Annotated in this window: 12 protein-coding genes; 7 read left to right on the top strand and 5 right to left on the bottom strand. The window is 62.5% G+C overall.

Annotated elements, in window-relative coordinates:
• Positions 1 to 57: 57 nt before the first annotated feature.
• From clpX to AC5WNJ_RS11505, 4 genes are all read left to right on the top strand, one after another.
• Entirely contained in the window at positions 58 to 1,347 is a 1,290-nt protein-coding gene (clpX, locus tag AC5WNJ_RS11520; RefSeq protein WP_043331299.1) for an ATP-dependent Clp protease ATP-binding subunit ClpX, read from the top strand.
• A 232-nt stretch (positions 1,348 to 1,579) separates the two neighbouring features.
• The gene (gene lon, locus AC5WNJ_RS11515; RefSeq protein WP_253061082.1) at positions 1,580 to 3,988 is read left to right on the top strand and encodes an endopeptidase La; all 2,409 of its coding nucleotides are present in this window, start codon (positions 1,580 to 1,582) and stop codon (positions 3,986 to 3,988) included.
• 177 nt (positions 3,989 to 4,165) lie between these two features.
• Positions 4,166 to 4,438 (top strand): HU family DNA-binding protein, encoded by a 273-nt coding sequence (locus AC5WNJ_RS11510; protein WP_043331296.1) that lies wholly within the window; start codon positions 4,166 to 4,168, stop codon positions 4,436 to 4,438.
• A 277-nt stretch (positions 4,439 to 4,715) separates the two neighbouring features.
• Complete coding sequence (locus AC5WNJ_RS11505; protein WP_495929739.1) at positions 4,716 to 6,530, top strand: SurA N-terminal domain-containing protein; 1,815 nt, start codon at positions 4,716 to 4,718, stop codon at positions 6,528 to 6,530.
• 219 nt (positions 6,531 to 6,749) lie between these two features.
• Here AC5WNJ_RS11505 and AC5WNJ_RS11500 read toward each other — a convergent pair whose 3' ends face one another.
• Positions 6,750 to 7,706 (bottom strand): LysR family transcriptional regulator, encoded by a 957-nt coding sequence (locus AC5WNJ_RS11500; RefSeq protein ID WP_495929738.1) that lies wholly within the window; start codon positions 7,704 to 7,706, stop codon positions 6,750 to 6,752.
• Between the two features lie 264 nt (positions 7,707 to 7,970).
• On the opposite strand from AC5WNJ_RS11500, the gene AC5WNJ_RS11495 reads away from it, so the two are divergent.
• From AC5WNJ_RS11495 to AC5WNJ_RS11485, 3 genes are all read left to right on the top strand, one after another.
• Positions 7,971 to 8,969, top strand: a complete 999-nt coding sequence (locus AC5WNJ_RS11495; RefSeq protein ID WP_176677549.1) for a zinc-binding dehydrogenase — start codon at positions 7,971 to 7,973, stop codon at positions 8,967 to 8,969.
• Positions 8,970 to 9,387: 418 nt separating this feature from the next.
• Positions 9,388 to 10,539, top strand: coding sequence for an iron-containing alcohol dehydrogenase (locus tag AC5WNJ_RS11490; protein ID WP_495929737.1), 1,152 nt, complete (start codon positions 9,388 to 9,390; stop codon positions 10,537 to 10,539).
• 225 nt (positions 10,540 to 10,764) lie between these two features.
• On the top strand, positions 10,765 to 12,000 hold the full coding sequence (locus AC5WNJ_RS11485) for a CobW family GTP-binding protein (protein WP_495929736.1): 1,236 nt from the start codon (positions 10,765 to 10,767) through the stop codon (positions 11,998 to 12,000).
• 54 nt (positions 12,001 to 12,054) lie between these two features.
• Here AC5WNJ_RS11485 and AC5WNJ_RS11480 read toward each other — a convergent pair whose 3' ends face one another.
• The 4 genes from AC5WNJ_RS11480 to queC are packed head-to-tail and all read right to left on the bottom strand — an operon-like array spanning position 12,055 to position 14,682.
• Entirely contained in the window at positions 12,055 to 12,342 is a 288-nt protein-coding gene (locus tag AC5WNJ_RS11480) for a YkgJ family cysteine cluster protein (RefSeq protein ID WP_495929735.1), read from the bottom strand.
• Entirely contained in the window at positions 12,339 to 13,238 is a 900-nt protein-coding gene (locus AC5WNJ_RS11475; RefSeq protein ID WP_253065221.1) for a 6-pyruvoyl trahydropterin synthase family protein, read from the bottom strand. The genes AC5WNJ_RS11480 and AC5WNJ_RS11475 overlap by 4 nt, the downstream gene beginning before the upstream one ends.
• 8 nt (positions 13,239 to 13,246) lie before the next feature.
• Entirely contained in the window at positions 13,247 to 13,939 is a 693-nt protein-coding gene (queE, locus tag AC5WNJ_RS11470) for a 7-carboxy-7-deazaguanine synthase (RefSeq protein ID WP_253061068.1), read from the bottom strand.
• Positions 13,939 to 14,682, bottom strand: a complete 744-nt coding sequence (gene queC, locus AC5WNJ_RS11465) for a 7-cyano-7-deazaguanine synthase QueC (RefSeq protein ID WP_253061066.1) — start codon at positions 14,680 to 14,682, stop codon at positions 13,939 to 13,941. The genes queE and queC overlap by 1 nt, the downstream gene beginning before the upstream one ends.
• Between the last annotated feature and the right edge of the window lie 259 nt (positions 14,683 to 14,941).

Below are 14,941 nucleotides of genomic sequence, written 5' to 3'. Positions count from 1 at the left end.
GCAAACATGCATTTCCGGCGGCTCCCCGGGGAGTCGCCGCCATTGAGAGGTACGCGAATGGCTGACGGCAAAGGCAAGGACGAGAACGGCAAACTGCTGTACTGCTCCTTCTGTGGCAAGAACCAGAATGAAGTGCGCAAGCTGATCGCAGGACCTTCCGTCTACATCTGCGACGAATGTGTCGATCTGTGCAATGACATCATTCGCGAAGAGGTCCTCGAAGCCGACGCCGAAGGTGATGATGATCGCCTGCCGGCGCCGCGTGAGATTCGTTCCACTCTCGACGATTACGTGATCGGCCAGGACCGCGCCAAGCGTGTGCTGTCCGTGGCGGTGTACAACCACTACAAGCGTCTGCGCGCCGGTCAGAAGGCCGCGGATGAAGTGGAACTGGGCAAGTCCAACATCCTGCTCATCGGCCCGACCGGTAGCGGCAAGACGCTGCTGGCCGAGACGCTGGCGCGCCTGTTGAACGTCCCGTTCACCATCGCGGATGCGACCACCTTGACCGAAGCGGGCTATGTCGGTGAGGACGTCGAGAACATCATCCAGAAGCTGCTGCAGAAATGCGATTACGATGTCGAGAAGGCCGAGCGCGGCATTGTCTACATCGATGAGATCGACAAGATCTCGCGCAAGTCCGACAACCCCTCCATCACGCGTGATGTCTCGGGTGAAGGCGTGCAGCAGGCACTGCTCAAGCTGATCGAGGGCACCACTGCCTCGGTGCCGCCGCAGGGCGGTCGCAAGCACCCTCAGCAGGAATTCCTGCAGGTGAATACCGGCAACATCCTGTTTATCGTCGGCGGTGCTTTCGCTGGCCTGGACAAGGTGATCCGCGAACGCGCCGAGAAGGGTGGCATCGGCTTCAATGCCGAGGTCAAGAGCAAGCAGGACGAGAAGACCGTGGGTCGCGTGCTGGCAGACGTCGAGCCGGGTGATCTGGTCAAGTTCGGTCTCATTCCCGAGTTCGTTGGCCGCCTGCCGGTCATCGCGACGCTGACCGAGCTGGATGAAGATGCCCTGGTGCAGATTCTGACCGAGCCGAAGAACTCGCTGGTCAAGCAGTACTCGCGCCTGTTCGAGATGGAAGATGTCGAGCTGGACCTGCGCGAAGATGCGCTGCGTGCCGTGGCTCGCAAGGCCATCGAGCGTCGTACCGGCGCACGTGGTCTGCGCTCGATCCTCGAGTCCGTGCTGCTCGACACCATGTATGACATCCCGTCCGAGGAGAGTGTCAGCAAGGTGGTGGTGGATGAGTCGGTGATTGCCGGCGACAGCAAGCCGCTGCTGATCTACTCCAAGAACGAAGAGAGTCAGGGCAAGGTGGCCGGCAAGGACGGCTGAAACGTCCGGGCCTGAGTCGCACCAACGGGGGGCCGCAAGGCCCCCCGTTGCGTTTGCGCTCGCAAGTCATCCTTATTGTGATGCATTCGCGGGGCACGCACGGCTTCATTCAGCGTTGAGTTACCGCCAGGCGTGTCGGGATCATTGCAAAATCATGACCTTGCCCCCATGGTCCTAGTATCAAAGTGCCGTGTGAGGCGGCCCACCCACAGAATACCGAGGAACGTCTGCCATGGAGCAGAACGAAGATCAGACCCTGACACTTCCGCTGCTGCCGCTGCGGGATGTGGTGGTCTATCCCCAGATGGTGATTCCGCTGTTCGTCGGCCGGGAAAAGTCGATCCAGGCCCTCGAAGTGGCCATGGAAGGCGACAAGAAGATCCTGCTTGCGGCGCAGCGTGAAGCCAGCCAGGACGACCCGACGGCGGAAGACCTGTTCGCCATCGGCACCGTTGCCGACATCATGCAGCTGCTCAAGCTTCCTGATGGCACCGTCAAGGTGCTGATCGAGGGAAGCTCGCGCGCCGATATCCAGGCGATCCGCCTGCACGACGACGGCCACAGCATTGCCGATGTCGTCTTGCGTGACAGCCAGCCGCTGTCCGAGCGGGAGCAGGAAACCCTGGTACGCGTACTGCTCAATCAATTCGAGCAGTATGTGAAGCTCTCCAAGAAGGTGCCCAACGAAGTGCTGGGCAGCCTGCAGGGCATCGAGGACCCGAGCCGTCTGGTGGACACCATCAGCGCGCACCTGTCGCTTGGCATCAATGACAAGCAGGCGCTGCTCGAGATGGACAAGGTGCGTGACCGCATCGAGCACCTGATGACGCTGATCGAAGCGGAGATCGACCTGTTGCAGGTCGAGAAGCGCATTCGTACCCGCGTCAAGGAGCAGATGGAGAAGTCGCAGCGCGAGTACTACCTCAACGAGCAGATGAAGGCCATCCAGAAGGAAATGGGTGAGCTGGATGACGTGCCCAACGAGGTCGAGCAGTACGAGCGTCGCATCAAGGACGCCGGCATGCCGAAGGAGGCAGAGGAGAAGGCTACCCAAGAGCTCAACAAGCTCAAGATGATGGGGCCGACTTCCGCCGAGGCGACCGTGGTGCGCACCTACCTGGACTGGCTGTGCGACGTGCCTTGGAAGAAGCGCACGCGTGTGCGTCACGACATCGACCACGCCGCCAAGGTGCTGGACGAGGATCACTACGGTCTGGATGAGGTCAAGGAACGCATCCTCGAGTATCTCGCCGTGCAGAAGCGCGTCAAGAAGCTCAAGGGGCCGGTGCTGTGTCTGGTCGGTCCGCCGGGTGTCGGCAAGACCTCGCTGGGCAAGTCCATCGCACGTGCCACCAACCGCCAGTACACCCGTATGGCGCTGGGCGGCGTGCGCGATGAGTCCGAGATCCGCGGTCACCGCCGCACCTATATCGGGGCACTGCCGGGCAAGATCATCCAGCGCATGGTCAAGACGGGCGTGAAGAATCCGCTGGTGCTGCTCGACGAGATCGACAAGCTGGGCATGGACCACCGCGGTGATCCGGCCTCGGCGTTGCTTGAGGTGCTGGACCCGGAGCAGAACGACAAGTTCGCCGATCACTATCTCGAGCTGGATTACGATCTGTCCGAGACCCTGTTCATCTGTACGTCCAACTCGATGAACATTCCGGGCCCGCTGCGCGATCGCATGGAAATCATCCGTCTGCCGGGTTACACCGAAGACGAGAAGCTGGCCATCGCGATGCGCTACCTGGCGCCCAAGCAGCTCAAGGCCAATGGCCTGAAGCCGGGCGAGCTGACCTTCAGCGAAGCCTCCGTGCTCGAGCTGATCCGTTACTACACGCGTGAAGCCGGTGTGCGTGAGCTTGAGCGCCAGCTCGCCAAGGTCTGCCGCAAGATCGTGCGCGAGCGTGTGGTCGCCGAGGCAAAGGAGGGCGCACTGTCTTCCATGCACCTTGAGGCCGAGCAGGTCGAGCACTACGCGGGGGTCCGCAAGTACAGCTTCGGCCTCGCCGATGCCGAGGACCAGATCGGCCGTGTCACTGGCCTGGCCTGGACCTCCGTCGGCGGTGAGCTGCTGACCATCGAATCTGTCGTCACGCCGGGCAAGGGCCGTGTCAGCAAGACCGGATCACTGGGCGACGTCATGAAGGAGTCGGTGAGTGCGGCCCACACCGTGGTGCGTGCGCGTGCCGAGGCCTTCGGTATCGAGGCTGAGCGCTTCGAGAAGGAAGACTTGCACATCCACGTGCCGGAAGGCGCCACGCCCAAGGACGGCCCCAGTGCGGGCGCTGCCATGGTCACCGCGATGGTATCCGCTTACTGTGGACGCCCCGTGCGCTGTGACGTGGCAATGACCGGTGAGGTCAACCTGCGTGGCGAAGTCATGCCGATCGGTGGCCTCAAGGAGAAATTGCTGGCGGCGCGACGCGGTGGTATAAAGCTTGTGCTGATTCCCGAGGAAAATCGCCGTGACCTCAAGGAGGTTCCGGACACCATCAAGGATGCACTCGATATTCGGCCGGTGCGCTGGATCGACGAGGTGCTTGAGGTGGCTCTAGCAGAAAAGTCGACTGCTGAGAAGGACGATTCTCGTTCAGACGATGCCGGTGGTCGTCAGACAATGATCAGTACACATTGACGGGATTTTTTTGGCCATGCCGCTGTCGAAATGTCGGCGTGGTGCGGTTTTGCGCGTGAGGTTGCTTGACAGTCGTTTGAGGGCGTTGCTATAAACTCCGCTTCGTCGCGATCGCGTTTAGCACCCGTAATTTTCGCGCTGATTTCTGGTAATTTTTGCAAATTCAAGGGGTGAAGAGTGAATAAATCCGAGCTGATCGAAGCCATTGCTGCATCTGCCGACATTCCGAAAGCAGCAGCTAGCCGTGCACTCGATGCGATGGTCGACACCGTCACTGATAGCCTGAAGAAGGGTGAAACCGTGGCATTGGTCGGGTTCGGCACCTTTATTGTCAAGGAACGTGCTGCACGTACTGGCCGTAACCCGCAGACTGGCGCTCCGATCGAGATCAGTGCTGCCAAGGTGCCGAGCTTCAAGGCTGGCAAGGCACTGAAAGACGCCGTCAACTGAGGTCTGCCTGCTTCGCAGGCACCCGGTGGCGCGGTACCGGTTCGGGAGTGGTCTGATGACTGCCGAACCGGCACCAGAACATCGAAGCGCATCGCCTGGCGATGCGCTTTTTTTGTGGCTGAACCCGGCCATGTCGGCAGGGCGCAAGCGTTTGATGACCCTGGCGAGTCAGTCAGTCGTGCAAAGTCACCTGCATCTGTCTGCGGCATGCGTATAATCATCAGTCACTGAGTCGCGGCCCTTGTGGCCATTCCAATCCCTGTAGTTCGAGGCCTGCATGCTGCAACGAATTCGAGACCGGTCGCATGGCTGGGTGGCCAAGACGATCGTTGGTTTCATTGTCGTCACCTTTGCCTTCTTTGGTGTTGAGTCGATCATTGGCGCCTTCACTGCCAGCAGTGACGACGTGGCCACGGTCAATGGCGATACCATCAGCCGTCAGGCGGTGGAAACCGAAGTCCAGCGTGCCATCCGTTCTGGCCAGGTAGCGCCGGAACAGGAGCGCGAAGCACGCAATCAGATCATCAACCAGATGATCGATTCCCGCCTGCTGGATCAATACGCCGAGGAAGGCGGCCTGCACATGTCCGATGCGCAGCTCGATCAACTGATCGTGAGCATTCCGGACTTCCAGGACGACAAGGGACGCTTCGATGCCGACCTGTTCCGCAATCGTCTGGCCAGCGCCGGCTATTCGCCCACCTCCTTCCGTCAGCAGTTGAGCAGCGACACCCTGCGCCAACAGTTGACCGACGGCTTTGCCGCCAGTGCCTTCGTGCTGCCGGGCGAAGAAGAGAAGCTCAGCCAGCTGCAGCGTCAGACGCGCACCTTCCGTTATGCCACGCTGAGCAGCGCGGACCTCGATGCGCCGGTGACGGTCAGCGAAGACGAGCTCAAGGCCTGGTATGACAACCATCAGGACAACTACCGTCGTCCGGCACAGGTCAAGCTGGCCTACGTACTGTTGGACCAGAACGAGCTGGCCAGCGGTGGCGATATCAGCGAAGACACGCTGAAGGCTGAATATGCGGCCAAGCGTGCCGACGCGCCGCGGGAGATCGCGCACATCATGGTCGAGAAGGGTGACGATGATGCGGCGGCACGTGCCAAGCTCGAGGGCGCACGTGACGCACTCGCCAACGGCGAAGACTTCGCCAAGGTGGCGGCCGAGGTCTCCGAAGACAGCTCCACGGCCGAGGATGGCGGTGAGCTTGGCGTGATCACCCGCGGTATCTTCGGTGAAGACTTCGATGACGCGGCCTTCGCGCTGGATGAAGGCCAGGTGTCGGATATCGTCGATACCGGCGACAGCCTGCATCTGATCAAGGTGACCGGTCTGGACATCGCGCCCTTCGAGGACATGCGCGACGAGCTGCTGACGCGAGCCCGTCAGGCCGCTTCCCGCGATACCTTCAACGAGAAGGCGCAGCAGCTGAAGGACGAGAGCTTCGCGGCGGATGATCTGGCCAGCGTCGCCGAGGATCTGGACCTGCCGCTTGAGAAGACCGACTGGGTCGCGCAGGAAAACGATGACGAACTGCTGTCCGAGCCGGGTGTGATGGCGGCAGCCTTCGGTGACGAAGTGCTGAAAGAGGGCTACAACAGTGATGTCATCGAACTGGACGACAGCCGCCGTCTGGTGTTGCGCGTCCTCGAGCAGCGCCCGGCCACCACGCTGGCACTGGATGAGGTCAAGCAGCAGGTTCAGCGCGAAGCCAAGGCCGACAAGACTGCCAAGGCACTCGAGGCACTGGCCGAGAAGCGTCTGGAGACGCTGCGCCAGGGTGGATCACTCGAGGGGATCGACTGGCAGCAGGCTGATGACGTCAGCCGTCAGGCCAGCACCCAGCTGCCGCAGAGCCTGGTCAAGCAGGCCTTCACGCTGGCGCACCCGCAGGATGGCCAGCCGGTCTACGGCAAGGCGTCGCTGAGTGGTGGCATCGCGCTGATCGCCCTGACCGAGATCGGCGAGGCCGAGCCGAGCGAGATGGACCAGTTCCTCTCGCGTCTGGCCACGCGTCTGCGTGCTCAGGCCGCTGTCACGGGCCTGCAGGAATCCCTGCGCGAGCGTGCCGAGATCGAGCGCAACTGATCGAGCGCACATGAGCCAGGCAACTGGCGTGGGCAGCGTTGCCTGCCAATGAGACCGTCACCCCCTGGGGTGGCGGTCTTTTTTTGGTTCAAGCCATTGGGTTCAGGTCATTGGGTTCAAGCCTCGCAGGCTCAGGTAGCGAAGCTCAGGCCGCGAGGCTGCGTGCGGGTGTGGCGTCAGATCACGAGCTTGGTGTCAGGTCACGCGTCATGTATCAAGTCACGAGCCCAGCCGCTGACGCAGCTGCTGGGAGAGTTCGCGGTGACGGACCTGAATGCCTGTGGAGAGCGTCTGGCGTAGCCAGCGGTGGCCAGCGTCATGATGCAGGCGTTCGTGCCACACCAGCCAGTAGGAGAAGCGGTTGAGGGTGATGGGTAGCGGACGCAGGGCCAGCGGCAGCTGATCGAGCATGCTGATGGCCAGACAGCCCGGCACGCACAGCAGCAGGTCGCTGTGGCAGCTGACACTGAAGGCGGCCAGAAAATGGGGCTGGCGCATGACCACCTGACGACTCAGTCCCAGTTCCGCCAGCTTGAGGTCCACCGCGCCTCGCTCATCACCGCCCATGCTGATCAGTTGGTGACTGGCGGCGAGGAAGTCCTCCAGGTTCAAGGTCTCCTTCGCTGCCAGCGGATGGTCCTGGCGCATCACGCAGACGAACTGATCATCCCCGATCTCGCGACCATGCACGCCGGCCGGCACCCTGGCGGTGGGCACGCACATCGCAAGCTCCGGCCCGCCTTCTTCCAGCTGCTGTTCGACATTGCCGCCATAGGCCTGGATATCCAGGCGGATGCCGGGTGCCTGCGCGTGCAGCGGGGCGATCTGGGGCGCCACGAAGGCGTGCATGCCGTAATCGGTGGTGGCCAGCTGAAAGCGACGCTGGCTATCTCTAGGCGAGAACTCGGGCGGTGCCAGCAGGGCACCCAGCTCCTGCAGCAGACGGGCGAGGGGCTGCCTGAGGGCCTCTGCCCGTGCGGTGGGGCGCAGACCGCGTTGCGCGCGTACGAACAGGGGGTCATCGAAGGCCTCGCGCAGACGGCCCAGGGTGCGGGACACCGCAGGCTGGCTCAGGTTGAGGCGCTCAGCGGCCCGCGACACGCTGCGGGTTTCCAGCAGCGCATGCAGCGCAACCAGCGTATTGAGATCATGGCGGGCAAGTTCAGCCAGGTGCATGGCAAGTGGTTCCCGGTAGCGAGGCGGCCCAGTCACTGGGATGAAAGTGTGCAGTTTCAACCGCATATGATATCAGCCTCATGCATACCGGGATTCAGTTTCTGTCATTGGTGTGATATCGGGAGCGCGCGTAATCTGGGGGCACTTCGTCGCCGAGCAACGCTTGCGGCGGCCAGTCGTCACAGGGTTGAGGCCTCGGGCCAGCGGCCTGATGACGATTCTGATCACAAGTCGTTTGACCAGATCATTCGCAAGGAGCATCGCATGCAGACACGCTATTACACGATCACCGACTATCCGAAAGGCACCCCGGAACGCGACCTGTTCCAGTTGCGCGAAGAGGAGCTGAGCGAGCTCGGTGAAGGCGAGGTGCGCATTCGCAACAGCTGGCTGTCCGTGGATCCCTACATGCGTGGCCGCATGAGCGGCGTGAAGACCTATATTGACCCCTTCGAGCTCAATGAGCCGCTGCAGGGCGCAGCCGTCGGTGAAGTGATCGAGTCACGTGACTCTCGCTTCAAGCGCGGCGACAAGGTACGTCACATGGGTGGCTGGCGTGACATCGCGCAGCTCTCTGGTGACCAGGTCGAACCGCTGCCGAGCATCGAGGTGCCGGAGCAGGCCTACCTGGGCGTGCTGGGCATGCCGGGCATGACCGCCTGGACCGGCCTCAACATCATCGCCGAGATGAAAGAGGGCGATAACGTGCTGGTCAGCGCGGCCTCCGGTGCGGTCGGCTCGCTCGCCGTCCAGCTGGCCAAGGCCAAGGGCGGCACCGTCGTCGGCATCGCCGGCAGCCAGGAAAAGCTCGATTGGCTGGAAGCGCGGGGCGTCAAGGCGGTCAGCTACAAGGGCAAGGATGCCGAGCAGCTGACGAAGGCGCTCAAGGAAGCCTGCCCGGACGGCTTCGATGTCTACTACGAGAATGTCGGCGGTGATTGCCTAGTGGCGGCGCTGAACAACCTGAATGTCGGCGCTCGTATCGCCGTCTGCGGCATGATCTCCAGCTACAACGATACCGAGGTGGCGCCTGGCCCCTCGAACATCTCGATGATCCTGATCCGTCGCGCGCGCATGCAAGGCTTCATCGTCTTTGATCACTGGCAGAACTACAGCCGCTTCCTCGAAGAGGTAGGGCCGCAGGTCGCCAAGGGCGATATCGACTACGAAGAGACGGTGGAAGAAGGGCTCGAGCAGACGCCGGACGCCTTCCTCAAGCTGTTCTCGGGTGGCAACAAGGGCAAGATGCTGGTGCGTCTCTGATCTTAGAACTTGATCTTAGAACTGAGCCAGCATTACTGAAGATCCGAACTGGAGACCCGAACTGGAGACCCGAACACCTGACACCGCGCGTACGCGCGCTGCTCAGACAGTCACGAAAGGCTCGCCGCGGCGGGCCTTTTGCGTGGTTGGCCAAACATTTGCCATCACGCATTACTGGTCGCTAAATATCACTGGTTGTAAGGATTGGTGACTCTTACGAACCAAAGACGTGCGGCCTGTGCTCTACTTTAGTCTTGGTCGCTGCTCTAGAATGCAGACCATCGTTCGTGGGCAGGTGGCGTCATCGTCGTGCTTTTCTGTCACTTCGCCCACATATCACTCTGTGTCAGGTGGCGCCTGACCACGGCTCTGTCATCTCATGTTGCCGTGTCGCCCCTGACTCCGCGAGGAGAGCATCATGCAGGACTTTACCTATCAGAACCCGACCCGCGTGCACTTCGGTGCCGGCCAGATCGCCAAGGTGCGTGACGAGATTCCGGCGGATGCCCGCGTGCTGGTCACCTACGGTGGCGGGTCGATCAAGCGCAACGGCGTGATGGATCAGATCGAAGGCGCACTGGAAGGTCGTCAGTGGTGGAGCTTCGGCGGCATCGAGCCGAACCCGAGCTATCACACCCTGCTCGAAGCCCTGGAAATCATCAAGCGCGAGAAGATCGACTATCTGCTGGCGGTCGGAGGTGGCAGCGTCGCCGATGGCAGCAAGTTTCTCGCGCTCGCCGCCTGTCATGCCGGTGATCCGTGGGAAATTCTCGCCGAGGGCAAGCACCCCGAGATGGCGCTGCCGCTGGGCGTGGTACTGACACTGCCGGCTACGGGCTCCGAGTCCAATGGCAATGCCGTGGTCACCAACTATGAGACACATGACAAGCTGCCGATGTTCAGCGAACTGGCCTATCCGCGTTTCGCGGTGCTGGACCCGGCCACCACCCTGACCCTGCCGGAGCGCCAGAGCGTCAACGGTGTCGTCGATGCATTCGTGCACGTCAGCGAGCAGTATTTGACCTACCCGGTCAACGCGCCGGTGCAGGATCGCTTCTCCGAGGGTCTGTTGCTGACCTTGATCGAGGAAGGCCCCAAGGTGCTTAGCAAGCCGGATGACCTGGCCGTGCGCGCCAATATCATGTGGGCCGCCAACCTGGGTCTCAACGGCCTGATCGGGCGTGGCGTGCCGCAGGACTGGGCCACCCACATGATCGGTCACGAGATTACCGCACTGCACGGTGTCGATCATGGTCGCACCCTGACCATCGTGATGCCGGCGCTGTGGGAAGAGCTGTTCGAGGCCAAGCGTGCCAAGCTGGCGCAATACGGTCGTCGCGTCTGGGCACTGGAAGGTGATGAGGAGAGCGTTGCGCGCGCTGCCATCGACAAGACCCGTGAGTTCTTCACGCGCATGGGCGCGCCGGTATCGTTGAGCGAAGCTGGTATCAGTGCCGACAGCATCGATCAGCTGGTCGACAACCTGACCCGTCACGGCTTCACCGCCATCGGTGAGCACGGCGATATCACGCCGGACGTGGCGCGCCGTATCCTGACCCGCGCGGCCTGATCGCACGCGTCAGTCAGGCTCGAGTGTCAGCCTCAAACCCCTCGTCACCCCTGGTGGCGAGGGGTTTTGCGTATTTCCCTCCTTGTCTCCCCCCTTGTTGCAGATTGCCGTTCGCCAGATCGCGTCATGCCAGAAGGCCGGATTCACTTGACGAGACTTCGTCGCCGGCCGGTTTTTGTTACTCTATAACCTTTTGCACGCCCTTCATCTTGCGGAGATTTCAGCATGTCTGTGGCTTCACGCGGCGCCGATACCGGCGACGCCCCGACGGATTTTGCACGCCAAACGCGGATACCAGTGCATCTGATCACCGGCTTCCTGGGAACAGGCAAGAGCAGTTTCATCCAGGCATTGGTCGCGGCCAAGCCTGAGGATGAACACTGGGCTATCCTGGTCAATGAGTTCGGGCAGGTGGGGATCGATCAGGCACTGTTTGCCGGGCGCGAGGATGTCAGCGTCAAGGGGCTGCCTGGCGGGTGTCTGTGCTGTCAGCTGGCCTTCGTGCTGCAGGCGGGGCTGGTCAGCCTGATTCATCAGACGCGCCCTGATCGTCTGATCATCGAGCCCTCAGGGCTGGGCCATCCGGCGGGGCTGATCGATGTGCTGCGCAGTGAAGGGCTGGCCTCGGCACTTGCGCTTGAGGAAGTCATCACCCTGCTGGACCCGCGCGCACTGGACGATACCCGTACGCGCGAACACGTTACCTTCCAGGACCAGCTGACGCTGGCGGGCGGCGTGGTGCTCAGCAAGCGAGATCTGGCGAGCGAGCAGCAGCTGGCGGCCGCGCATGAGTTTCTGGCGGGGATGTGGCCGCGCAAGCGCTGGGTCGGTGAGCTGGGCAGAGCCGACGGCGAGACCCATGTACTCAAGGCACGCATGAACGGTCAGGAAGCCCGGATCATTGACTGGTTGATGGCAGGACAGGGCGCGAGCGGAAGTGTCGATGAGCCGTTGGCGGAACAGATGAATGTGACGATGCCGGCCGCGCATCGTGCCGCATACGCCAATGCGGGTCAGGCACTTGAGGCGTCCGTGGGTGATGAATCGCCCGCCTCGGACGTGATGCCGCTGCCCGGCGCACCGGTGATTGAGCAGGCCGAAGGGCTTGAGCATGCCAGTCTGGGCTGGCGAATCGCCGCAAGCGAGGTGTTCGATCTCGATCAGCTGACCCAGTGGCTGGATGGCCTGCCGCGCGAGTGGCGCATCAAGGGCGTCTTTCACACCCAGGATGGTTGGCGCAGCTATAACCGTGCCAAGGGGCGTGCCGAGCTTGCGCCGTCCAGTTGGCGTGAGGATTCGCGGCTTGAGCTGATTGCACCGCTGGATGGACAGGAGCAGGGGGAGGAGCAGGAAGGGATGGTGGCGGCGTTGCCGCTTGAGGACTCCCACCAGCTGAATGCGGCCTTGCTGGCCTGTCGCAGCGACGGCGCTGCCAGACCTTTCAACTTCTTCGGCGAGTGAGCTGAGGTGCTCCTTCGTGGAGCGCTTCAGCCCATGCCTCTCAAGAGCTGTCTGCTACGTCAGGCGCTCCCATTCGCCGATCAGGCGCAGGGCTTCTTCGCGGGAATCGCCACACAGCTCGTGATCGAAATCGAAGTCACGGCACACCGCCGGGCGCTGCGGTGTGCCGAACAGCTTGCACAGGTTGTCGTCATCCAGCTGCACGCAACGCACCCCCGCTGGCTTGCCATCGGGCATGCCGGGAATCGGGCTCGAGATCGAAGGGGCGATGCAGCAGCCGCCGCAACCGGCACGACAGCCGAGAGCGGCAGCATCTGCAGAAGGGGCGGCAGTCTGCATCATGAGGTGGCGGTCGTGTCTTCGTGCTCGGGGAGGACGAGCGGCTCGCGCGCCGTCTGCGGGGTATGGCGCGCGATGGCGCCCTTGTTGATGCCCTCGTAGGCTTCGACACGGATACTGTCACCGCTGTCGAGGGCGATCTGGCGTGCCAGCCAGTCGGCGATCCACTCGATGGTGGTCGGTGTCGGCAGCAGCCAGACCTGCTTGCGCGGCAGGCGGATGCGGAACCTGCCCTGCGGCGCCTCATAGCTGAATACCAGCTCACGTCCCGGGCGGTCGATCAGATCGCCTTCCTCGGCCAGATAGCGGTCGTTGAGTTTCTCGGCCCACTCGGCTTCCAGTGCCGTGTCCCGCTCACCATTGCGCTCGATGATCAGCGGAGAGCGATGGCCATGCGCGATACGCTGGCAGTTGCCACTGTGATGACGCAGGCCATGACTGTAGGTGTAGGCGGCGCCGTTGATGCTCTCGTCGCGCAGACGCACGCGCAGCCCATCGACACGCGGCGGCAGGCGGCGAGTCAAGAGCTTCTCGAAGTGCTCGGCCAGCACCTCGCTGGTGACCTCGGCCACCGGCAGCAGGCAGAAGGCCTGACGCGGGCCGCGCACTTCCATGGCATAGGGCTGGGTGAAGCGCAGGCATAGTCCTTCCGGGCAGTCCGTGATGCTCACGCCTTCGGCCTGGCTGGGCACGATCAGGGTGTGATCGGCGTCCTGATCGATCATGCGCTTGGCCCACGGCTTGACATCGCCGAAGTCGAACAGCATGCCGTCATGGCCGACGGCGCCGTCCAGCTCGAGATCCAGATGCTGGCTGATGCCGTACAGGCCGCGGGTATTGCTCCACACCGAGGCATCCACCGCGGTGAGGGCCCTGACGAAGAGGGTCTTGGGAGTCATTGCGGTCATCAATCGATACCACTGATCTTGTGGGTCTGCAGCGAGAGCTGCCACTGGGGATTGCGCATGCAGTAGCTGACGCACTGGTTCATCGGCGTGTCGGACGCCAACACCTCGCGGTAATGCTCGCGGGCCGCGGCAGGCGCGGGTAGGGCATCCAGGGCGGCGGTATCCAGTGGCTGCAGATAGAAGTGCGCGAAGTCCAGACTGACGAAGCGCTCCGGCAGGGCTTCCGGCTGCGGGTAGACGAGCTTGAGCTCATCGCCGCCGGTGAGGGTCAGCTCACTGGCGCCCTTAGGGCTCACGCACAGCCAGTCGATGCCGGCAGGCGGCTCGACGGTGCCGTTGGTCTCCACCGCGATCTCGAAGCCGCGGGCGTGCATCGCGTCCACCAGCTCACTGTCGAGCTGCAACAGCGGCTCACCGCCGGTGAAGACCACATAGGGCGTGGCGATGCCGGTGTGCTCCGGCCACAGGCTGGCCAAAAAGTCCGCCAGCGCGTTTGCGGTGCGGAACTTGCCGCCATTCTGACCGTTGGTGCCGACGAAGTCGGTGTCGCAGAAGCGGCAGACCGAGGTGTCGCGGTCCTGCTCGCGGCCACTCCACAGATTGCAGCCGGCAAAGCGGCAGAACACGCTGGCGCGCCCTGCGCGAGCACCTTCGCCCTGCAGGGTGTAGAACGCTTCCTTTACCGTATACATCAGCGAGTGCCTGCGTCCTTGACGGAGTCGGTCGTTTCATAACCGAGCGGATCGCTCAGCCCATGGGCGGCGAAGGCCTCGAGACGTTCACGGCAGCTGCCGCATTCCCCGCAGGCCAGTTCGCGGCCTTCGTAGCAGGTCCAGGTCTGGGCGTAATCGAGTTGCATGGCGATGCCGGCGGCCAGAATCTCGTCCTTGCTCGCGTGCAGGAAGGGCGCGCGAATCTCCACCGGCGAGAAGTTGGCGATCGCGGCGACGGCGTTCATCTTATCGACGAACTCCGGACGGCAATCCGGGTAGAGCACGTGATCGCCGCCATGGGCACCATAGAAGCAGACTTCGGCCTCGATGTTGACGGCCTTGGCGATGGCCAGCGACAGCAGGATCATGTTGCGGTTGGGCACCACGGTCGAGGTCATGGAGGCCTCGTCGTAGTCGGCCTTGGGCATCGTCTGGTCACTGTTGGTCAGCGCGGAGTTGTCGATCAGGCCATGGATGGCGCGAATGTCGACGACTTCGTGGGCGACGCCCAACGACTCGCAGACCTGGCGTGCGACGTCGAGCTCACGCGAGTGACGTTGGCCATAATGGAAGGAGAGGGCATGTACCTCGAAGCCTTCCTTCAGCGCTTGATGCAGAACAGTGTAGGAGTCCATGCCACCGGAGTATATGACGACGGCGCGGGGACGCTCTGCAGAGGGGGCGGAAGCGGAGACAGCAGAATTCTGGACGTTGAGAGTCATGACGGAGAATTTCTTTGACCGATGGATTCGGCGCCCGGGATCCGGTCCGGGCGAAACGGGCGCCTATCCTACTCTTCCACACGCCTTGATGCCACTCGCGCACTGATGCGGATCGCGGATACGCCGCCTGTCGCCAGGTTCTACTGTGGCCATGGCAGCCAAGCGTTGAGTCGGCGAGAAAATAGCCTTGGTACCCGCACCACAGGCTGGCATAGACTCGGAGTATTAGCGAAGCGTAGAGAGAGTCGACTGCGTGCTG

The sequence above is a fragment of the Cobetia sp. PDI-23MA genome, assembly GCF_059507735.1.
The sequence above is the reverse complement of the archived record's forward strand: the minus strand, read 5'-3'. Positions and strand labels throughout refer to the sequence as shown.